Source organism: Sphingopyxis sp. H050, from assembly GCF_001468265.1.
Classification (GTDB): Bacteria; Pseudomonadota; Alphaproteobacteria; order Sphingomonadales; family Sphingomonadaceae; genus Sphingopyxis.
Genome location: NZ_LNRZ01000001.1, coordinates 21,557 through 42,969, shown reverse-complemented (window position 1 = coordinate 42,969; position 21,413 = coordinate 21,557). Strand labels below are relative to the sequence as shown.

General features: G+C 65.8%; 18 protein-coding genes. 10 read left to right on the top strand and 8 right to left on the bottom strand.

Annotated elements, in window-relative coordinates:
- Positions 1-10: 10 nt before the first annotated feature.
- On the top strand, positions 11-1,159 hold the full coding sequence (locus ATE67_RS00205) for an alpha-hydroxy acid oxidase (protein ID WP_058815194.1): 1,149 nt from the start codon (positions 11-13) through the stop codon (positions 1,157-1,159).
- A gap of 81 nt (positions 1,160-1,240) precedes the next feature.
- On the opposite strand, the gene creD is transcribed toward ATE67_RS00205, so the two are convergent.
- A complete protein-coding gene (gene creD, locus ATE67_RS00200) occupies positions 1,241-2,677 on the bottom strand; it encodes a cell envelope integrity protein CreD (RefSeq protein WP_058814670.1) in 1,437 nt (478 codons plus the stop codon).
- A gap of 43 nt (positions 2,678-2,720) precedes the next feature.
- Here creD and ATE67_RS21970 point away from each other — a divergent pair, with 43 nt between their 5' ends.
- The gene (locus ATE67_RS21970) at positions 2,721-2,849 is read left to right on the top strand and encodes a hypothetical protein (RefSeq protein ID WP_269433422.1); all 129 of its coding nucleotides are present in this window, start codon (positions 2,721-2,723) and stop codon (positions 2,847-2,849) included.
- A 50-nt stretch (positions 2,850-2,899) separates the two neighbouring features.
- Here the strand turns inward: ATE67_RS21970 and ATE67_RS00195 are convergent, their stop codons facing one another.
- Positions 2,900-3,601, bottom strand: coding sequence for a TorF family putative porin (locus ATE67_RS00195; protein WP_231727992.1), 702 nt, complete (start codon positions 3,599-3,601; stop codon positions 2,900-2,902).
- A 356-nt stretch (positions 3,602-3,957) separates the two neighbouring features.
- On the bottom strand, positions 3,958-4,707 hold the full coding sequence (locus ATE67_RS00190; RefSeq protein WP_058814666.1) for a TorF family putative porin: 750 nt from the start codon (positions 4,705-4,707) through the stop codon (positions 3,958-3,960).
- Between the two features lie 257 nt (positions 4,708-4,964).
- On the opposite strand from ATE67_RS00190, the gene ispG reads away from it, so the two are divergent.
- Both ispG and ATE67_RS00180 read left to right on the top strand, forming a co-directional pair.
- A complete protein-coding gene (gene ispG, locus ATE67_RS00185; protein WP_058814664.1) occupies positions 4,965-6,116 on the top strand; it encodes a flavodoxin-dependent (E)-4-hydroxy-3-methylbut-2-enyl-diphosphate synthase in 1,152 nt (383 codons plus the stop codon).
- Between the two features lie 196 nt (positions 6,117-6,312).
- Positions 6,313-6,798 carry a GNAT family N-acetyltransferase gene (locus tag ATE67_RS00180; protein ID WP_058815193.1) on the top strand — a complete coding sequence of 162 codons (486 nt, stop codon included), beginning with the start codon at positions 6,313-6,315 and terminating at the stop codon, positions 6,796-6,798.
- A gap of 4 nt (positions 6,799-6,802) precedes the next feature.
- On the opposite strand, the gene ATE67_RS00175 is transcribed toward ATE67_RS00180, so the two are convergent.
- From ATE67_RS00175 to ATE67_RS00160, 4 genes are all read right to left on the bottom strand, one after another.
- Complete coding sequence (locus ATE67_RS00175) at positions 6,803-7,909, bottom strand: S41 family peptidase (RefSeq protein WP_197411859.1); 1,107 nt, start codon at positions 7,907-7,909, stop codon at positions 6,803-6,805.
- 79 nt (positions 7,910-7,988) lie between these two features.
- Positions 7,989-8,192, bottom strand: coding sequence for a hypothetical protein (locus ATE67_RS00170; RefSeq protein WP_058814661.1), 204 nt, complete (start codon positions 8,190-8,192; stop codon positions 7,989-7,991).
- A gap of 12 nt (positions 8,193-8,204) precedes the next feature.
- Positions 8,205-9,338 carry an acyltransferase family protein gene (locus ATE67_RS00165; protein WP_231727991.1) on the bottom strand — a complete coding sequence of 378 codons (1,134 nt, stop codon included), beginning with the start codon at positions 9,336-9,338 and terminating at the stop codon, positions 8,205-8,207.
- A gap of 118 nt (positions 9,339-9,456) precedes the next feature.
- The gene (locus ATE67_RS00160; RefSeq protein ID WP_058814657.1) at positions 9,457-10,974 is read right to left on the bottom strand and encodes an acyl-CoA carboxylase subunit beta; all 1,518 of its coding nucleotides are present in this window, start codon (positions 10,972-10,974) and stop codon (positions 9,457-9,459) included.
- Between the two features lie 56 nt (positions 10,975-11,030).
- Between ATE67_RS00160 and ATE67_RS00155 the strand changes: the two genes are divergently transcribed.
- The 3 genes from ATE67_RS00155 (at position 11,031) to ATE67_RS00145 (ending at position 13,408) form a co-directional block, all read left to right on the top strand.
- Positions 11,031-11,519 carry a thioredoxin family protein gene (locus ATE67_RS00155; RefSeq protein ID WP_058814656.1) on the top strand — a complete coding sequence of 163 codons (489 nt, stop codon included), beginning with the start codon at positions 11,031-11,033 and terminating at the stop codon, positions 11,517-11,519.
- A 10-nt stretch (positions 11,520-11,529) separates the two neighbouring features.
- Positions 11,530-12,309: an SDR family NAD(P)-dependent oxidoreductase gene (locus tag ATE67_RS00150; protein WP_058814653.1), complete on the top strand. Its 780-nt coding sequence runs from the start codon at positions 11,530-11,532 to the stop codon at positions 12,307-12,309.
- Positions 12,310-12,505: 196 nt separating this feature from the next.
- On the top strand, positions 12,506-13,408 hold the full coding sequence (locus ATE67_RS00145; RefSeq protein WP_058814651.1) for a DMT family transporter: 903 nt from the start codon (positions 12,506-12,508) through the stop codon (positions 13,406-13,408).
- A gap of 182 nt (positions 13,409-13,590) precedes the next feature.
- Here ATE67_RS00145 and ATE67_RS00140 read toward each other — a convergent pair whose 3' ends face one another.
- The gene (locus tag ATE67_RS00140; RefSeq protein WP_058814650.1) at positions 13,591-14,538 is read right to left on the bottom strand and encodes an L-threonylcarbamoyladenylate synthase; all 948 of its coding nucleotides are present in this window, start codon (positions 14,536-14,538) and stop codon (positions 13,591-13,593) included.
- A 51-nt stretch (positions 14,539-14,589) separates the two neighbouring features.
- Between ATE67_RS00140 and ATE67_RS00135 the strand changes: the two genes are divergently transcribed.
- The 3 genes from ATE67_RS00135 to ATE67_RS00125 all read left to right on the top strand — a co-directional run bounded on the left by ATE67_RS00135 (position 14,590) and on the right by ATE67_RS00125 (position 21,387).
- Entirely contained in the window at positions 14,590-16,332 is a 1,743-nt protein-coding gene (locus tag ATE67_RS00135; protein WP_058814648.1) for an acyl-CoA dehydrogenase, read from the top strand.
- Positions 16,333-16,469: 137 nt separating this feature from the next.
- On the top strand, positions 16,470-18,740 hold the full coding sequence (locus ATE67_RS00130; RefSeq protein WP_231727990.1) for an EAL domain-containing protein: 2,271 nt from the start codon (positions 16,470-16,472) through the stop codon (positions 18,738-18,740).
- Positions 18,741-19,428: 688 nt separating this feature from the next.
- On the top strand, positions 19,429-21,387 hold the full coding sequence (locus tag ATE67_RS00125; protein ID WP_058814645.1) for a ribonucleoside-diphosphate reductase subunit alpha: 1,959 nt from the start codon (positions 19,429-19,431) through the stop codon (positions 21,385-21,387).
- The last annotated feature ends 26 nt before the right edge of the window (positions 21,388-21,413 follow it).

Sequence of the window (21,413 nt, the reverse complement as noted above, 5' to 3'; positions counted from 1 at the left end):
GTAGATGAGCGTGCGCCTGACCGACTGCCACAATATCGACGATTTCCGCGCGCTCGCGAAGCGGCGCCTGCCGTGGCCGGTGTTCGACTATATCGACGGCGCCGCCGACGACGAGGTCACACGCCGCCGCAACCGCGAAGCGTTCGACCGCTGCGACCTCGTCCCGCGCGTCCTCGCCGGGGTCGAAAGCATCGACATGCGCACCACGCTGTTCGGACGCGAGATGGCGATGCCGCTGTTCCTCTCGCCGACCGCGCTCCAGCGCCTCTTCCACTGGCAGGGCGAACGCGCCGTCCTCCGCGCCGCCGCGAACGCCGGCACCGTCGCCGGCATCTCCAGCCTCGCGACAATCGGCCTCGCCGAGGCCGGCGCGCTGACCGACGGCCCCAAGCTGTTCCAGCTCTACGTCCATCACGACGAAGGCCTCAACAAGGCGATGCTCGACGCCGCGCGCGAGGCGAAGTTCGACGCGGTCGCACTCACCGTCGACACGATCGTCGGCGGCAACCGCGAACGCTGCCTCCGCTCGGGCTTCACCTCGCCGCCGCGCTTCACGGCGCGCAACATGCTGAGCTATGCGATCAAGCCCGGCTGGGGCCTGAACTATGTCCTTCGCGAAAAATTCAGCCTCCCGAACCTCGCGACGCATGTGTCCGAAGGATCGAGCGTCCCCAAATCGGTCGCCGAATATTTCACGACGATGCTCGACCAGAGCCTCGACTGGAAACGCGCCGCGGCGATCCGCAAGCAGTGGGACGGCCCCTTCTGCCTCAAGGGCATCGCCGCGGTCGAGGACGCCAAGCGCGCGGTCGATATCGGCGCGACCGCGATCATGGTGTCGAACCACGGCGGCCGCCAGCTCGACGGCAGCATCGCGCCCTTCGACGCGCTCGCCGAGATCGTCGATGCGGTCGGCGACACAATCGAGGTGATCTGCGACGGCGGCATCACGCGCGGTACGCATGTGCTGAAGGCGCTGTCGGTCGGCGCGAAAGCCTGCTCGGGCGGCCGCCTCTACCTCTATGCGCTCGCCGCCGCGGGCGAAGAGGGCGTGAGCCGCGCCGTCGGCCTGCTCCGCGCCGAGATCGAGCGCGGTATGAAATTGATGGGGGCCAGGACCCTAGCGGACCTCGGCCCCCACAATCTGCGCTGGCGGTAGCGAAATGGAGTGAACCCCGGCGAAAGCCGGGGCCCACGGAGTTTTACGCTATGCTGGGCCCCGGCTTTCGCCGGGGTTCACCTAGGCAGTCGCCACCTCCTCCTTCTTGCCGAGCCCGCCCCAGTCGATGTTGCGCGTCATGTACATCACGCCCGCGAGCGCGAAGAACATCAGCACCGATCCGATCAGCAGCGAGTAGGCCTCGAGGTTGAGCAGCACATAGAGCAAGGCATAGAGCCCGATCAGCATCGCCGCGAGGAAGCGCGCGCGCTTCCAGCTCTTCAGCACCGCGGCGCTGTAGAAGGTCAGCAGCCCGATGATGCCCGCCGAGGCCAGCAGATAGGCCGGCGTGAAGCCGATCACCTCGGCGAACGCGAGCAGCAGCACGAAGAACAGCACCAGCGCGACGCCGGTCAGCAGATATTCGGCCGCCGCGACCCGCGCGCCCGCGATGATGTCGAACATCAGGAAGGCGACGAAGGTGAAGCCGATGAACAGGAAGCCATATTTGATGCTGCGGTCGACCTGGCTGTAAAGATCGACCGGCTCGACGAGGCTGATCGCCACCGCCTTCGCGGTCCCGCCCGCGCTTTCCATCGTCCCGTCGTTCGCCGCGGGCGCGGCGACGTCGACAGCATAGGGGTCGCGCGCGCCATAATTGGTCGCGACCGGCGGCGACAGGTCGCCGGTCAGCACCTGCGCCTGGCCCAAAGCGAGGTTCGGGATCGCATAGGTCGCGGTGAAGCCGCTCGCTGTCACGCTGCGCTTCGCGGGCAGAAAATCGCCGCCGAAACTCGGGTTCGGCCAGCTAGACTTGACCGTCCAGCGCGTATCGACCCCGCGCGGGATCAGCTTGAAATCGCCAAGCCCGCGCACGCCGATCCTGTAATCGATCTTCAGCGGCGCGGCGCCGGTCCAGTCGACGAAGGCGAAGGTGCCCGAATTGCCGGTCGAGGCGAGCCCCTTGCCTGGCTGAAGCGGCACGGGCGTGCCGTTCACCGCCAGGCTGTTGCCGTCGACGAGCCCGCGTGCGTCGCTGATGCCGAGGCGGACTTCGGCGCGGTCGAGCAGCAGCGCCTCGCGCGCCACGCCATAGCGCGCAATGTCGGCGGGCAGCACGAAATCGGCGCTCCCCGCAATCTGGCTTTCATAGACGACGGTCTCGTAAATCGCCTTCCTGCGCTTCTCGGGCTTGATCGCGACCTCGGCCTTGTTCGCCTGCGGCGACAGATAGAGATTCCTGATCGTGTTGACGGTCCGCGTCACGTCGCGGCCGTTCTCCTGCACCGTCTGCGTATCGGTCGCGCGATAGGGGATCACGATCACCGGGCCGCCAATCGTCTGCTGACCGCCCCAGCCCTGCCCGATCGAGGCCTGCGCGGTCTCGGCCTGCTGCTGGCGATCCCACAGCAAGCCATAGACCATCAGCAGCGGCACCATCAGCGCGACCGCGATCAATACCGCGATGACCAGCTTGACGCCGGGACTGCGCTCGCCGCTGCCGCGGGTTGGCGGCATGGGAGGAACCGATACGCTTTGGGGGGATTGAGACGCTTGAGGCATGGGGGTTTCGCTCCAGCTACTTCAACTCGTCGATGAAATTGCACGGTTCACCGACAGCGTCAAGCGCATTGCGATCAAGCGCGCGGGCATGACAAAAGCGGCCGAAGCGGCCGCTCTTTCCGTCTAATCAGGAAGGATGGGGGCGGCCTCCCCCCAGAGGCCGCCCCGCGCCCGGCGTCAGAAAGCCGCGCCGAGCGAGAAGATCACCGCCCCGTCGGCCCCGACGGCTTCCTTGTACCCGCCGATCTTGGGCGCATCGGTGTTGACGTAGGCGACGCCCAGGGTGAGCGCCTTCCAGGTGAAATCGACCCCGACCGAATAGTCGATCACATTGCCGTCGAGACCGCCGAGAAAGCTGTCGCTGTCGGCATAGCCGAAGTGGCCCTTCAACTTGATCGGGGTATCGGGAATCGCGACGCCGACGTCGGTGTAGAGATAGATGGCGCTTTCGTCGCCAAGCGAGTTCTGCCCCCCGGGCGCCCATGCGACCCCGCCCTTGACCGTCGCCGGACCGATTGCGCCGGTCAGCGAGGCATAGGGTTCGATCACCGTCGCGTTGTTGGTGCCGGGATAGAGATAGGCGGTCACCCCGATATCGCCGGTCAGGCCGGGGGTCAGTTCGGTGGAGAAGCCTCCGTACACGTCGATTTCGGTGCCGTTGGCAAAGCCGATGCTCGACCCCCAGGTGCCGACATAGAGGCCGCTTTCGTGCGCGATGGTGAAGGTGCCCTGGATCGCGGCCTCTTCGTCCGACTGGCTGAAACCGCGGAAGCGATAGTCCGAAACGACGGTCGCGCCGCCGGTGATCGTGATGCTGCTGCTTTCCTCCTCCTCCTGGGCGTAGGCCGTCGCCGGAAGCGCAGAAAGAACGAGAGCCATGCCAAGGCATGCGCGGGAAAGATTTTTCATGGACGGATCCTTTGTTGGTTGTCGGATCGTCCCTGCCTGCCGCGGGGCAGCCAGCCTCTCTATGGGCTGGTCAGGTCCCGCAGGGCCTGTGTGTTGACCAAATTGCTGCGCCGCACAAACAAAAAATGCAGGGCACGCACACAAAAAAGGCTGCGATGCGACATTTTCGCAACAGCAGATTACGCAAATGCGGTTTCAATCGAAACAATATTGCGTTGCCGATCGGGGCAAGCCTTTGAATAGACGCGATGCGCCCACGAAAAAGGGGGCGGCTTCCCCCCGAAAGCCGCCCCCTCCAGAGCGTGGTCGCTGACCGGCTCAGACGATCAGAAAGAAACGCCGAGCGTGAAGACCACGGTAGGATCGTAAAGCGTGTCGACGGCCTTGATACCCGTCTTCTTGAGGTCGGTGTCGATATACTGGACCGAGAAGGTCGCCGGACCCGCCGCGAACGACGCGCCCACCGACCAGTCCAGATAGTTGCCGTCGGCGGCCAGCGCGCCGAGCGAGCCGTCGGTGTAGCCAAGGCCCGCGGTCAGCGTGACGGGGCTGTTCGGAATGCCATAGCCCAGGCCGAGGTTCAGATAGAGATTGTCGTCGCTGCCCAGCGACTTCTGATCGGGGGCATAGGCGACAAGGCCGGTGGCCGAGACCGGGCCGATGTCATGCGACAGCTTGCCGATGATTTCGACATAGTCGCTCGGACCGGCAAATTTTTGGTTGCCCGGATAGATATAATAGGTCGCGCCGATGTCGATCGTCGTGCCGGGCGCGATTTCGGTCGCATAGCCGGCATAGGCGTCGAGCTCGAACTTGCCATAGAGCGGGCTGTCGGGAAGGCCCGAACCCCACGCGCCGACATAGAAGCCGCTCTCATGGCTCAGCGTCAGCGTCGGCTGCACTTCGACCTTTTCGTTCGACAGCGAAATGCCGCGGAAACGATAGTCCGAAACGACCGAGATGCCGCCCGAAAGCGTCAACGGGCCGCTCGCTTCTTCTTCCTGCGCGAAGGCGGGGGTCGACATGGCCGACGCGGCGAGCAGCATGCCGAAGCAAGCCTTGGTAACAAACTTCATTGGGAAAGCCCCCTTGGATAGTGAAACACTTGATCCATCCTGCCGCCAGGACGCGCGCCTCTGCGGACGTCTCGTCTCGAACGAACGGGAAAATCGCGCAAAATTTTGCAATGCACAAATAAAATATCCGTAAAATTGTCACATAGCGTGCCGAATGTGGCTTTTGCGTCACAGGTTGCTTTTGCGCCGCTTCGCTTTGCCAAGCCGCGTACAAGCGACTAAAGAGCAGCGCATATCTCCCTCATTCGGGCAAAATCATGAGCGACCACAACCCCGGCCTGCGCCCCTGGCGCGACATCGCGCGGCGCAGCAGCCGCCAGATCATGGTCGGCGCCGTCCCTGTCGGCGGCGGCGCCCCGATTACCGTCCAGACGATGACCAACACGCTGACCAGCGACGCGGTGGCGACGATCGACCAGATCCGCCGCTGCGAGGAAGCGGGCGCCGACCTGATCCGGGTCTCGTGCCCCGACACCGATTCCACGGCCGCGCTCGGCAAGATCGTCCGCGCCGCGCGCATTCCGATCATTGCCGATATCCATTTTCATTATAAGCGCGCATTGGAAGCCGCCGACGCCGGTGCCGCGTGCCTGCGCATCAACCCCGGCAATATCGGCTCGTCCGAACGCGTCGGCGAGGTTGTCCGCGCCGCAAAAGCCAACGGTTGCGCGATCCGCATCGGCGTCAACGCCGGCAGCCTGGAGAAAGACCTGCTCGAAAAATATGGCGAGCCCTGCCCCGAGGCGCTGGTCGAAAGCGCGCTCGACCATATCAAGCTGCTCCAGGACCACGACTTCCACGAGTATAAGGTCGCGGTGAAGGCCAGCGACGTTTTCCTCGCGGTCGCGGCTTACGCCCAGCTCGCCGACGCGGTCGATTGCCCGCTGCACCTCGGCATTACCGAGGCGGGCGGGCTGATCGGCGGCACCGTCAAGTCGGCGCTCGGCATCGGCAACCTCTTGTGGGCGGGCATCGGCGACACGATCCGCGTGTCGCTCTCGGCCGAGCCCGAGGAAGAAGTGCGTGTCGGCTATGAGATCCTGAAATCCTTGGGCCTCCGCACCCGCGGCGTTCGCGTCGTGTCCTGCCCCAGCTGCGCGCGGCAGGGCTTCGACGTGATCCGCACCGTGCAGGCGCTCGAAGAAGCGCTCGGGCACATCAAGACGCCGATGTCGCTCTCGGTCCTCGGCTGCGTCGTCAACGGCCCCGGCGAGGCGCGCGAGACCGACATCGGCATCACCGGCGGCGGCAACGGCAAACATATGGTCTATCTCTCGGGCGTCACCGACCACCATGTCGAGGATGCCGACATGATCCAGCACATCGTCAAACTCGTCGAGGCCAAGGCGGCGGAGATCGACGCGGGCAGCGCGGTGAGCATGGACGTGGCGCACGGCAAGGCGGCGTAAGGTCGGGAGAGCGCGGGCGGACCGCGATTTCGGCTTCGGGGTGGGGAGCGGACGTTAAAATAGTCCGTCGCCCCCGCGAAGGCGGGGGCCGTCGTCGGCCTTGCGCAACGGCTCCAGCGGCCCCCGCCTTCGCGGGGGCGACGGCATCTACCGGTCGAAAGTTGACAGCAAGCGATTGACCCCACAAATCGCCGCCATGACTCTCTCGATCCGCCCCGCCACCGCCGCCGACCTGCCGCTGATCGCGCAGTTCATCCGCGACCTCGCCGAGTATGAAAAGCTTGCGCACGAGGTCCGCTTCGACGAGGCGAAACTCGGCGAAAAGCTGTTCGGCCCGCGCCCCTATGCCGAGGTCGTGATCGGCGAGATCGACGGCGCGGCACAGGGCTTCGCGCTTTTCTTCCACAATTTCTCGACCTTCGAGGGGCGCCCCGGCATCTATCTCGAGGACCTGTTCGTCCGCCCCGAAGCGCGCGGCTCTGGCCTCGGCAAGGCGCTGCTCGCGCATCTGGCGAAGCTCTGCGTGACACGCGACTGCGCGCGCCTCGAATGGTGGGTGCTCGACTGGAACACCCCCTCGATCGGCTTCTACCAGAGCCTTGGCGCGAAGCTGATGGACGAATGGACGGTGATGCGCGTCGACGGCGACGCGCTCACCAGCCTTGCCGGCTCGGCGGCCTGACGGCCTATTTCGCCCCGCGCGGTTTCCGCCGCTCCATCGGCCATTTGGGCATATGCGCGTCGGACAGCGTCTTGGCTTCGGCCGGTGCGACGCCAAGGTCGGTCAGCACGCGCACCAGCGCATCCGCCGGCGCGACCGCAATGTCGGGCTGCACCCCGTCGCCTTCCCAATCCTTGCCGGTCTTCGGATCATAAGTCCGGCCGACCGGGATGAACGCGCCATAGCCGCCGCCCAGATCCTCCCCGCGCCCGAAATGATTGGCCCCCGCGGTCGGCGCGCCGACGAGCACGCCGCGTCCCATATGCTTCATCGCCAGCGCGAAATGCTCGGCCGCCGACGCGCTCGCGCCCGATGTCAGCACATAGACCTTGGCCTTTTTCAGCCGCTTGTCGGCGTTCGGCGTCACCCAATGCTCGCGCGTCACCATGCCGGCGTCGCCCGTCACGATCCGCATCGAGGGGATGCCGTCGATCGGCGATCCGCCCTCGGCGTCGACCGAGGCGCGCGTCGCCATCGCCACCAGCCGCGTCGGCTTGTCGAACAGCCAGGGAAAGATCACGTCCATCTGATCGAGCCCGCCGCCATTGTGGGTGCGAATGTCGAAGACGATCGCTTTGGCGTCGGCATGATCGGCCATGAATTTCGCCGCCGTCGCGGTCACCGCCGCATCCTGCGGAAAGACGTTGAAGCGCACGAAGGCGATCCCGGGCGCGATCCAGCCGGCCTGTTCGACCGGCTCCTTGCGCGGCCGCGGCGCGGGCGCCGTCGCGCCCGGTCCGGCGGCGGCCGCCGATGCGCCCTCGGGCACGCGCAGCCGCAAATGACCATCGACCGCGACCGCATTCACATCGGCGTCGATCGCGCTGCCCAGCGCCTCGCCGCTCAGCGTCTTGTAACGTCCGGCCTTGATCGCAGCGCGCAGCGCCGCGGCATAACGCTTGCCAATTTCGGGATAGACATAGTCGCGCTCGAGCAGCGCGGCATAGGTTTCTGCGACAGCATCGCCGCTGGCTTCATCGGCGGCGAAGGCGGGCGGCGGCGCGATCAGGGGCGCCGCGACCATCGCGGCCGCCACCAGCAGGCCGGGCAAAAGACGCGAAGAACGAATCATCATAGAGCTCCAATCCAACCCCGGATTGGCGAAGGTGTATCATATAAGTAACACAGATCAACTACAAATGTAGTCGCTTTCAGGCGGGCCGCTTCCTTGCGAACCAGATCAGCACGACGCCGACCACGGCCAGTACCGTCCCGTTGCGCGTCCAGGTGACGTCGCCCAGCATGAAGCTGCTTTCGGGCCAGCGCACGATGTCCAGCCCCTGCAAGATCCACAGGCCGCCCATCAGGACCGCCGCGACCCCCACGATCGCCAATATCCCCTTCACTGCACCCATATCATCCTCCCCCTATTTGCGTTGCAGTCCGATCAGCGGCCGCAGCCAGCCGATGGTGCGCCCGATCGCGTAGAAAAGCCAGCATCCGGTGGCGGTCGTCGCCAGCAGGATCAGGAAGGAAGGCAGCGCGGCGACATCGGCTTGCCGCAGGTGCCAGCCGACCACGACGATGATCGTCTGGTGGATGATGTAGAACGGAAACACCGCCTCGGCGAGCGTCGCGCGCCAGCGATGGTCGCGGTTCCAGAATCGGTCGGCGACGCCCACTAGCGCGACGATCGTCGCCCAGCCCTGCACCTGCCGCGCGACATGGAACAGCGTGACCGCCCAATCTGGCGCCCTCGTATCGCCCGGCCAGGTCCACTCGACCCAGCCGATCGGCAGGAAGGCAAGCACCGCAAGCACTGCCGCCACCTTCCAGCAGCGCGCCACCGCCTCGAACAGCAAAGGCCGCACGCGCAGCAGCCAGCCGACCCCGAACGCCGCCAGATAATGAAGATGCGACGGCCCGTCGTCGAACAGCGCATGCGTCTCGTCATGATCGGGAAAGGCGCCATAGACGGCGAGCCACCAGAGCATCGGAACGATCAACAGGCCCCAGCCGCCGAGCAGCCGCGCCGCGCCATCGGCCGCCTTTGCGCGCGCCTCCGCCGGGATGACCGCGAGCAGAAAGGCCGCGAGCATCGTATAGACCCACAGATAGACGACGAACCACAGATGCTGCCACGTCGGCAGCACGATGCCGTCGAGTTTGCCGAAGCGGAAATAGTCGCTCGTCCAGAAATGGAGGAAGCTATGCGCATAGCCATGCTGCCCCATCAGCTCGATCCAAGGCTGCGGCGGGACGACGACAACGATCCCGAAGGCGAGCGGAATCAGCAGCCGCGCGCTCCGCGACCGCGCGAACGCCCCCGCCCCGCCGAGCTTTCCGGCCAGCGCCGCGCTGGCATAGCCCGACACGAGGAACAGCAAGGCCAGCCGCCAGCCGTTGGTCGCGAGCATCGGGATCGCCGTCCACTCCAGCGGATCGGCGATCTTCACATGCCAGTCCCAATGCACGAAATACATGCCGATATGATAGAAGATCAGCAGCGCGAACGCCCCGATGCGCAGCCAGTCCATGCCGAGATGGCGTCCAGCATTCACGGCAAATCCCCTCTACCGTTCGCCCTGAGCCTGTCGAAGGGCCGTTCTCTTCTTCTGACGATGCTAAAAGAAAGAACAGTGCTTCGACAAGCTCAGCACGAACGGGTTTTGAGACCCGCTACCCCACCACCCGCCACGCCAGCTCGGCAAACTCGCACAGCAACGGCCGCGTATCGCGCGGGTCGATAATATCCTCGACCCCGAATTTCTCGGCGGTGCGGAACGGTGATCGCACGCGGTTCAATCGCTCCCTGATCGACTCCAGATGCGCCGCCGGATCCTCCGCTGCCTCCAGCTCGCTCTTGTACGCAACCTCGACCCCGCCCTCGATCGGCAGGCTGCCCCAGTCGCCCGACGGCCAGGCGAAGCGATATTGGAAGCGCTCGGCGTTCGACATCGCGCTGCCTGCGATGCCGTAAGCGCGCCGCACCACCACCGACGCCAGCGGCACGCTCGCGCGGTAGATCGCGTTCATCGCCTGCACCCCGTACCGGATCGTCCCCGTCCGCTCGGCCTCGCCGCCGATCATGAAGCCCGGATTGTCGACGAGGTGGACGATCGGCAGCCGGAACTGGTCGGCGAGCTTCACGAAGCGCTCGGCTTTCTCGCTCGTCTTCGCGTCCCACGATCCGCCAAGATAAGAAGGATCGCTCGCCAGCACCGCGACCGGATAGCCGTCGAGCCGTGCGAAGGCCGTGATGACGGCCCTGCCCCAGCGCCCGCCCATCTCGAAGAAACTGCCCGCATCGAACACCGCATTGGCGATGCGCCGCATCGAATAGACCTGCTTCGCCTCGCGCGGGACGATCGACAGCAAGGCCTCCTCGCGCCGGTCAACCGGATCGCTGCACGCGGTGCGCTCGGCCCGGCCGTGGATCGACGACGGCAGATAGGACAGGAAGCGCCGCGCCGCCGCGAAGGCTTCGGCTTCGCTCGCGACCTCGTCATCGACGACGCCGTTGCGCGTATGGACGTCGCTACCGCCCAGTTCTTCGCGGTCGAGCGTGTCGCCGATCGCCGCCGCGACCGCCGGCCCCGCCGCGAACAGCTGCGACAGCCCGCGCACCATCACGCTGTAATGGCTCGCGACCACGCGCGCCGCGCCCAGCCCTGCGGTCGGCCCCAGCGCCAGCGCCACCACCGGCACCGTGTCGAGGTTCGCGATAATCTGGTCCCAGCCGGGCACGTGCGGGATATAGGTATAGCCCATATCCTCCAGCGTCTTGACCGACCCGCCGCCGCCGGTGCCGTCGATCATGCGGATCAGCGGCAGGCGATATTCGTGCGCCATCGCCTCGCACTGGACGAACTTCCTGTGCAGCGCCGCATCGGCTGCGCCGCCGCGCACGGTGAAATCGTCGGCGCTGGCGACGACGGGCCGTCCGTCGATATTGGCGCGCCCGAAGATGAAATTGGACGCCGCCAGATGTTCCAGCTCGCCATCGGGCCCATAGGTGCCGCGCCCCGCGATCTTGCCGATCTCGCGAAAGCTGCCCGGATCGACGATCGCCGCGAGCCGCGCCCGCGCGTCCATCTTGCCGCGGCTGTGCTGCCGCGCGACCTTCTCTTCCCCGCCCATCGCCTCGGCCATCGCGCGGCGCGCGGCGAGTTCGCCGACTTCTTTTTCCCAGCTCATGGCGCGAAGGCTAACTGACGTTGACGGAAACGTCATGCAAAACCTATCGTCGCGCGATGATCCTGCCCATTCTCGCTCTCGCGCTCCAACTCGGCACCCCGGCGCCGCGGACGCCGCCGCCGGGACCGCCGCCCGTTTCCGATCCCTATTTTACCATGGCTTTCGATCCTGCCGCGCCCGCCATGGCCGCGGTGGACAATGCGCTGACGGCGGCGCGGCATAGCGGCAAGCAGGTCCTGCTCATCATGGGCGCCAATCGCTGCCACGATAGCGCCTATCTCGCGAACAAGATCGACAGCCCCCGTTTCGTCGGTCCCGTCAACGCGCGCTATCATGTCGTTTTCGTCGATGTCGGCATGCCCCAGCTCGGCCAGGGCCGCAATCTCGACGTTGCCGCGCGCTTCGGCTTCAAGACGATCAAGGGCACGCCGACCGTCGCGATCCTCGACGCCGACGGCCATGTCCTCAACCGCAAGGCCGCGCCCAAATGGCGCAACGCCGCCAGCCGCAGCGACGACGACATCTATAAAGAACTGATCGACTAGGGAGAGAGACATGGCCGAGATGAACCTTGCGGGGCGCGTCGCGCTCGTCACCGGCGCCTCGCGCGGGATCGGCCGCGGCATCGCCGTTGCGCTCGCCGAGGCCGGCGCCGACGTAGCGGTGAACTATACCCGCGACGAAGCCGCAGCTGCCGAAACCGTCGCCGCGATCGTGGCGCTCGGCCGCAAGGCGAAGTCGTATCAGGCCTCGGTCACCGACGAAGAGGCCTGCGCCGCGATGATCGCCGCGATCGAAGCCGACTTCGGCCCGATGTCGATCCTCATCAACAATGCCGGCATCGCGAGCCGCGGCAAAAGCGTCGCCGACACCGATCCCGCCGAGCTCGAACGCGTCGTCGCCACGCACGCGCTCGGCCCACACCGCATCAGCCGCCTTGCCCTGCCGCAGCTCCGCACGCATGCCCGCAGCGACATCATTATCATCTCGAGCGTCGCGACGCTGAACCACAACGCCAACGGCGCGCCATACAATATGGGCAAGGCGGCCGGCGAAGCGCTGGCGCTGACGCTCGCCAAGGAAGAGATGAGGAACGGCGTCCGCGTCAACATCGTCGCCCCGTCGCTGACGGTCAGCGACATGGGCGTGAAACTCGCGCGCGCGATCACCGGGCAGGACGACATCCACCACCTCGACGCCAAATTCCCTTTCGGCCGCGTCTCCACGCCGGAAGACGTCGCCGCGGCGGTGCTGTGGTTCGTCAGCGACGCCAACCCCTATTGCTCGGGGCAGAAACTCAACATCGACGGCGCGGGAATGGCGAGCTTTCGTTAAAGCCAAACTCTCTCCCCTCGGGGAAAGGGATGCGCAAGCTTGGTAGCTTGCTGCCTAGCTGGAGCTGGGTGAGGGTTCAGCCAGCTCCATGAGCGCCGACAATGCGCACGCCCTTATCCGTCGCCGCCCAGCCGCTCCGCGGCAAGGCTCCATATCCTTCTCCCCCAAGCGGAGAAGGAAAGGTACAGCCTCCACCATGCGTCCCGATTCGCCCTCCCCGGTCATCCCGTTCCTGATCGCCTGCGCGGGGATCGCCACCTTTTCGACGATGGACGTGCTGATGAAGCAGCTGTCAATCGACATCGGCTCATACAACGCCGTCCTCTGGCGCACCGGCACCGGCACGATCCTCAGCGGCCTCGTCTATCTCGCGACGCGTCCCGCGCTGCCCGACCGCGCCACGATGCGGATCCACGCGTGGCGCGCGCTGTTCGTCGCGGGGATGGCGATCACCTTCTTCTGGGCACTGGCGCGGCTGCCGATGGCGGAAGCGATCGCGCTCGCCTTCGTCGCGCCGCTGATGACGCTCTATATGGCCGCGATCTTTTTGGGCGAGACGATCGGGCCGCGCTCGATCGCCGCCTCGCTGCTCGGCCTCGTCGGCGTGATCGTCATCGTCGCGGGCAAGCTCGGCGACGGCACTTATGCGCCCGAGGCGCTGTGGGCGGTCGGCGCGGTGTTCCTCTCGGCGGTCTTCTATGCGTACAACCTCATCCTCGCGCGGCGGCAGGCGAAGATGGCCGAGCCGATGGAGATCGCCTTCTACCAGAATTTTTTCGTGACCCTGTTCCTCGCCTTCGGCGCGCCGTGGTTCGCGGTGCTTCCGGGATCGAGCCACTTCCCCGCGATCACCGGCGCCGCAATCCTCGCGACCCTGTCGCTGCTGCTGCTGAGCTGGGCCTACGCCCGCGCCGAGGCACAGATCCTCGCGACGACCGAATATACCGGCTTCCTCTGGGCGATGCTCTTCGGTTGGATCTTCTATAACGAACCCGTCACATGGCCGACGATCGCGGGCGCAGTGCTGATCGTCGCCGCGTGCCTGATCGTCGCCCGCAACACCCCGCACGGCGACCCGGTGGAGCCGGCGGCGGCTTAAGAGATATCTCACGCAAAGGCACGAAGGCACAAAGAAGTCTCAAAATCCGTTCGCCCTGAGCTTGTCGAAGGGCCGTTCTTTCTTTCGGCGTCGCAAGAGAGAAGGGTGCTCGACAAGCTCAGCATAAGCAGAATTGACAGGGGCAACTTCTTCGCGGCTTCGCGTCTTCGCGTGAATCAAGTTCACACCGCCGCGCGCGCCAACCGGTCGTTGATCGCCGCACCCAACCCCTCCACGGGGATCGCCGCCACCGCAATCTTCGCTTTCGCACTCGCTGCCCCGGCATGCAGCGCGTCGAACAGCCGCGCCGCAGCCTCGGTCAGATCGCCGGCATCGCTCAGGCTGTAATCGCCCGCGACATCGCCGAAGCCGATCCCGAACTCGTCGTCCGTAAAATCCGTCGCCCCCAGCCGCACCGGCTTGCCCGGCGCATAATGGCTCGCCAGCATCCCCGGCGCGACGATTTCCGACCCCTCGACCCCGGTCACCGGCAGGCCGCTGGCGGCACTCAACATATCGGCCGTCACCGGCCCCGGCCGCAGTATCTGGACCGCGCCGTCTTTGACCCGCACGATCGTCGACTCCACCCCCGCGGTCGTCGCCCCGTCGTCGATCACCAGCGCGATCCGCCCGTCGAGGCTCGCGAGCACATGGGCTGCCTTCGTCGGGCTCACCCGCCCGCTCGCATTGGCGCTCGGCGCGGCGAGCGGCGCGCCGGTCTCGGCCAGCAACGCCTGCATCGCGCGGTGCCCCGGCACCCGCAGCGCGATCGTATCGAGCCCCGCCGTCGCGATGCTCGCCACCGGGCAACCGGCCGATCGCGGCACCACCAGCGTCAGCGGCCCGGGCCAGAAATGCTGCGCCAGTGCCCGCTCGATTTCGCCGAAAACACCGAGCCGCTCGGCGGCCGCCAAATCGGCCACATGCACGATCAGCGGATTGAAGTCGGGCCGCCCCTTCGCCGCATAGATGCGCGCCACCGCTTGCGGGTTGCGCGCATCGGCAGCGAGGCCATAGACCGTCTCGGTCGGCACCGCGACGGGCTTGCCCGCCGCGATCAGCGCGGCCGCCTCGGCGATAGCAGCGCTATCGAACGCGCGAACAATTGTGGGCTTTGAGGCTTCGGCCATGCCGCGCTATAGCGCCGACGCAACGAGATTCACCAGCAAAGTCGGGACGAGATGACCTACACGCCGCCCACCGCCGAACAGCTTTTCGTCCTCGACCATGTCGCGCGCATCGACGCGATGGCCGCGCATGACAAATATGCCGCCGCGACCCCCGATCTGGTCGAGGCGATCGTCACCGGCATCGGCGAGTTCGCCGCCGACGTCTACGCGCCGCTCAACCGCGTCGGCGACGTCCAGAACCCCCAGTGGCAGGACGGCAAGGTCACCATGCCCCCGGGCTTCAAGGAAGCGTACCGGCAGTTCGTGGAGGCCGGCTGGGGCAGCCTCGACGGTCCCGGCGACTATGGCGGACAGGACCTGCCTTTCACCCTCGCCGCCGTCGCGATCGAGGCGCTCGGCACCGCGAACATGGGCTTCACCCTCTGTCCGATCCTGACCGCGGGGTCGATCCACGCGCTGATGGCCTATGGCACCGACCAGCAGCGGGCGACCTGGCTGCCGAAGCTGGTGACCGGCGCGTGGAACGGCACGATGAACCTGACCGAGCCGAGCGCCGGCAGCGACGTCGGCGCGCTCCGCTCGACTGCAGAGAAAGTCATCGATGGCCCGAACGCGGGTCTCTACCGGATCAGGGGGCAGAAGATCTTCATCACCTTCGGCGAGCACGACCTCACCGACAATATCGTCCACCTCGTCCTCGCGCGGACGCCCGGCGCGCCCGAGGGGACGCGCGGCATCTCGCTGTTCCTCGTCCCCAAATACCGCCTCGATGCGGATGGAAATCCGACCATCTCGAACGGCGTCCACTGCGCCTCGATCGAGCATAAGCTCGGGATCCACGGCTCGCCGACCGCGGTGATGGTCTATGGCGATGGCGAGGATTGCCTCGGCGAGATCGTCGGCGACGAGATGGGCGGCATGAAGGCCATGTTCGTGATGATGAACAACGCGCGCCTGATGGTCGGCTGCCAGGGCGTCCAGATCGCCGAGCGCGCGCTGCAACAGGCGGCGCGCTATGCCGCCGAACGCGTCCAGTCGTCGCTCGCGGGCAGCGCCGACCGCACGCCCGTCACGATCGAACATCACCCCGACGTCAAGCGCATGCTGTGGCGGATGCGCGCGCAGACCGAAGCCGCGCGCGCGCTCATCTATTACGCCGCGGCGCAGACCGACTTCGGCAAGCTCGGCGACGAGGCCGCGGCGCTGCGCGCCGATGTCCTCATCCCGCTGGCGAAGGCGCACGCGACAGACATCGGCTGCGAGGTCGCCAGCCTCGGCGTGCAGGTCCATGGCGGCATGGGCTTCATCGAGGAAACCGGCGCCGCGCAACATTATCGCGACGCGCGCATCGCCCCGATCTACGAGGGCACCAACGGCATCCAGGCCGCCGACCTCGTCGGGCGCAAGCTCGGCCTCGCGGGCGGCGACGGCGTCCGCAGCCTGATCGACGACATCGCGCGCGGCGCCGCCGATTTCCCGCAGCTTGCCGAGCTTGCCGAGGCGTGCCGCCACGTCACCGACTGGCTCGCACAGGCGAATGCACCCGACCGGCTCGCCGGCAGCTATCCCTATCTCACCATGCTGTCGACCGCGACCTGCGGTTGGCTGCTCGCGATCCAGCATCGCGCGGCGAAGGCGGGGATCGAAAGCGGCGACGGCGACCAGGCGTTTCTCGAAGCAAAGCTCGTCTCGACGCGCTTTTACCTCGAACAGATCGTCCCCGCCGCGACCGGCCTCGCCGCCTCGGCGCTCGCCGGCGACGCGGCGCTCGCGCCGTTGCCCGCCGTCGCCTGAAGCGCGCAGAAATCCTGCCGTTCGGGCGCCGTCGGGGCGACAGGGTTTCGTTCATAATTAACGGGGCGCTAACCAATATAGATTAACTACGCCGGGTCCTCGTCGGAGACCCACGCGTGCCGCTTGAAATCAACAGGATGATCATCAGCTGGCGCACCTTTGCGCTGACCCTGCTGATCAGCCTTCTTGTCGGGATCAGTTCGGCGAGCGAGCTTGCCGACCGCCTGCTCGACGCCGCGGTCGGGCGGCTGGGCAGCCGTGCGGTATCGGGCGACGTTGTCATCCTCGCCCTCGACGAACGCACGATCGCCAGCTCGCGCAACCGCGATTTCACCCCGACGCAATATGCCGAAGTCGTCGACAAGGTGAATGCGGCGGGCGCCAAGCGCCTGCTGATCGATTTCTATTTCGACCGCCGCGAGAACGACCGCGACTTTCCGCTGTTCGTCTCGGCGGTCAAGAAGATGGGCGACCGGGTCGTCCTCGCCGTCCCCACGCGCACCGACCCCGGCACCGGCCAACAGGTCTCGATCTTTCCCAGCCCAAAGTTCGGCCCCGAAGTGCCGATCGCCAGCATCGCTTGGGATATCGAATTCTGGCAGGTCTGGCGAATGCCGATCACCTATGTGGCCGAAGGTCGGCCGTTGCCGACCTTCGCATCGGTGATCGCGAACAAATATAGTCCTACGCCGGCGAAGTTCCGGCTCGACCTGTCCTACAATCCCGCGACGATCACGACCTACAGCACCCGCGATCTCCTCGACGGGCGCATTGGCGCGCGCGAACTCCGCGGCAAGGACGTAATCTTTGCGCCGACCGCGCCCAATTTCCAGGACACCTCCTATCTTCCCGGACAGGAACGGCTGCCCGGCGGCTACATCCATCTGATCGCGGCCGAAACGCTGAAGCGCGGCGATCCGGTCGATATCGGCTGGGTGCCGCCGCTGCTGTTCACGATGATCGCGATGGCCGCTGCGCTGCGGCTCCGCAATCCGCGTCATTTCGCTCCTGTGGCGCTTGCGACTGCGGCGCTGCTCGTCGCGGGAAAGATCGCGCTCGGGCTGATGCTCGTCACGACGTGGATCGGCGCATCGATCTTTTGCATCGCCGTCCTCAGCACCGCCGTCTCGCGCAAGCGGCGCCGTGTCTCGGCGCAGCGTCAGAACCCCGTGTCGGGCCTGCCGACCTTCGAGGCGATGCGCAATCAGGTGCCCTTCGGCAGCGCCACGGTCATCGCCGCCAAGCTCGTCAATTTCGAGGATCTCGCTGCCTTCCTGCCGGGCGAGGGCAGCCAGCAGATGGTCGATCAGGTCGCGCGCCGTCTCGCGCTCGCGTGCCACGGGACGCAGCTTCACCACGATCTCGACGGCACCTTCGCCTGGCTCGTACCCTATTATCAGCATAGCCAGATCGAGGGTCAGCTTGCGGGCCTCGCCGCGCTCTTCAACGCCCCGCTGACGATCGGCGAGCAGCGCGTCGACGTCGCGATCGCGTTTGGCGTCAACGACGAGTTCGAGGGATCGAACGCACAGCGCCTCGCCGCCGCACTGGTCGCCGCCGAACAGTCTATCCGCACGCGCTCGCTGTGGACCAAATTTGCGCCCCGCGGAAAGGAAGACGCGGGCTGGCAGCTTTCCTTCCACTCGCAGCTCGAGGACGCCCTCACCGGCGGCGACATCTGGGTCGCCTTCCAGCCGCAATATGCGGTCGCGACGCGCCAGCTCGTCGGCGTCGAGGCGCTCGTGCGCTGGACGCACCCGACGCGCGGCCCGATCCCGCCCGACGAGTTCATCGTCCAGGCCGAAAAGAGCCAGGACATCTATCGCCTCACCCTGTTCGTCATGGATCAGGCGATCCGATCCGCCGCGCAGCTCCAGCAACTGGGGATCGACATCCACATGTCGGTCAACCTGTCGGCGACCCTGCTCGACCACAGCGACCTCGTCGGCACCGTCCGCGTCATGCTGACCGCGCATCATCTTCCGCCCGAAAAGCTGACGATCGAGATCACCGAAACCGCCCAGATCGAAAATAGCGGCCAGGCGCGCCAGACGCTCGCGCAGCTCCGCCGTGCCGGCATCCGCCTGTCGATCGACGACTATGGCACCGGCCAGTCGAACCTCGAATATCTGACCGAGATCGAAGCCGACGAGATCAAGATCGACAAGCGATTCGTGATGACGATGCGCGATTCGCAGCGGAACCTCGAAGTCGTCAAATCGACGATCGACCTGGCGCACCGCCTCGGCGCCGTCGCGGTCGCCGAAGGCATTGAAGACGCACCGACTTTGGCGCTTCTCGAACAATTGGGCTGCGACGTCGGCCAAGGTTATCTGCTTGGAAAACCGCAGCAATTCTCCGAGCTACTGAACAGTCTCTCCGATACCCCGCACAGTCGCACCGCATAACTTCCAAATCGGTTGTAATCCTTATAGTTAAGACTCGCTTTACCATATCCATTAAGGTATATGCTCCGTTAACTGTCCTGCGTAGACAGTGCCAACAGGAGATCTGACATGGGTTGGTTCTGGAGATGGCTGGGCGGCGGCGGCACCGATAGCGGTGGCGGCCAGGCCTAAGCCAAACACAAAATAGAAGAGGGCCTCGACATCGTCGGGGCCCTTTTTCTTTGGCCGGAATTGCTGCCCGGCTTCATCCGATTCGGGCCCCGCGCTTTGCCTTGCGACAGCGCCCCTATGCCGTCCGCCCGGCGGCATTGTCCTCGCGCCGCGTTCCGATCCGCCGAAGCCCGCGGAAATGCTCGGCCTCGTCCGCCAAGGCGCTCCGGGGGCGCGACGAAACGAATCAAATTATCGACGAATTGAGTCTCCAACCTGTCATTTACCGTCTTGCGCCCCACGACAGACGTGGCACTATGGATGGTGGGTAGACCACGGGGGCACCCCAATAAATTGTGATTGGCTGTAATTGGCGGATTTCCGTCGCCCAGGGCATATGGGTACGGAAAAACCCTTTCTGCGGCCAAAAAAAGTGCCCCGGGCGGTCGCATTAGATGCTAGGACTGGGACTTCGTCCCGAGTCGAACAAGACAGGAACAAACGCGCCGATGGCGCGTCGTAATCGGGGGCGAGCTAGATGGATTTTCGTGAGACGGAACGGGTGGAGACGAGCGACGTGGCGACGGTGGAACTGACAAAGACTGAGGCTCCCGCAGCGCCGGAAACGAACGGCGAATCGAAGAGCGAATCGCCCCCGGCCGCCAAGCTCAACGACAGCGGCGAGCCTGCGGTCCACGCGCGCCGGTTCGACGTCACTGTCGATCGCGGCCGCGATTCGCTGCTCACCGACTTCGGCAAGGAAACGCTCGAGGATCGCTACCTCCTCCCCGGCGAATCCTATCAGGACCTCTTCGCGCGCGTCGCGTCGGCCTATGCCGACGATCAGGACCACGCCCAGCGCCTCTACGACTATATCTCGAAGCTGTGGTTCATGCCCGCGACCCCTGTTCTCTCGAACGGCGGCACCGGCCGCGGCCTGCCGATCAGCTGCTACCTCAATTCGGTCGACGACAGCCTCGAGGGCATCGTCGGCACCTGGAACGAGAATGTCTGGCTCGCGAGCCGCGGCGGCGGCATCGGCACCTATTGGGGCGCGGTGCGCGGCATTGGCGAACCGGTCGGCCTCAACGGCAAGACCAGCGGCATCATCCCCTTCGTCCGCGTGATGGACAGCCTGACCCTCGCGATCAGCCAGGGCAGCCTCCGCCGCGGTTCGGCCGCCTGCTACCTCGACATCTCGCACCCCGAGATCGAGGAGTTCCTCGAGGTCCGCAAACCCTCGGGCGACTTCAACCGCAAGGCATTGAACCTGCACCACGGCGTGCTGATCACCGACGAGTTCATGGAGGCCGTCCGCGACGGCGCCGAATTCAACCTCCGTTCGCCGAAGGACCAGAGCGTCCGCGGCACCGTCGACGCGCGCAGCCTGTTCCAGAAGCTCGTCGAGACGCGCCTTGCGACCGGCGAGCCCTACATCATCTTCATCGACCAGGTGAACCGCATGATGCCGAAGCATCACCGCGACCTCGGCCTCAAGGTGTCGACCTCGAACCTGTGCAGCGAAATCACGCTGCCCACCGGCCGCGACCATCTCGGCAATGATCGCACCGCGGTCTGCTGCCTTTCGTCCTTGAACCTCGAAACCTGGGACGAATGGAACGGCGACAAGCAGTTCATCGAGGATGTCATGCGCATGCTCGACAATGTCCTGCAGGACTATATCGACCGCGCCCCGCCCGAAATGGCGCGCGCCAAGTACAGCGCGAGCCGCGAACGCTCGGTCGGCCTCGGCGTCATGGGCTTCCACAGCTTCCTGCAGGCGCGCGGTCTGCCGTTCGAGGGCGCGATGGCCAAATCGTCGAACCTGCGCATCTTCAAGCATATCCGCGCGCAGGTCGATCAGGCGTCGATGCTGCTCGCCAAGGAACGCGGCCCCTGCCCCGACGCCGCCGATCAGGGCGTGATGGAGCGCTTCAGCTGCAAGATGGCGATCGCGCCGACCGCGTCGATCAGCATCATCTGCGGCGGCACCAGCGCGTGCATCGAGCCGATCCCGGCGAACATCTACACGCACAAGACGCTGTCGGGCAGTTTCTCGATCCGCAACCCGCACCTGGAAGCCCTGCTCGTCGACAAGGCGAAGAACAGCGACGCGGTGTGGAACTCGATCCTGGAGAAGGGCGGCAGCGTCCAGCACCTCGACTTCCTGACCCAGGACGAAAAGGACTGCTACAAGACCAGCTTCGAGATCGACCAGCGCTGGCTGCTCGAACTCGCCGCCGACCGCACGCCGTACATCGATCAGGCGGCCTCGCTGAACCTGTTCATCCCGGCCGACGTCGAGAAATGGGATCTGCTGATGCTCCATTACCGCGCGTGGGAACTCGGCATCAAATCGCTCTACTATCTCCGCTCGAAATCGGTGCAGCGCGCCGGCTTCGCCGGCGGGGTCGAGGCCGACAACACGTCGGAAGCGCCGAAATACGAACTCAGCGCCGAGAGCACCGACTACGACGAATGCCTGGCCTGCCAGTAAGATAAACCGCTCCGCGTGATCCCCGG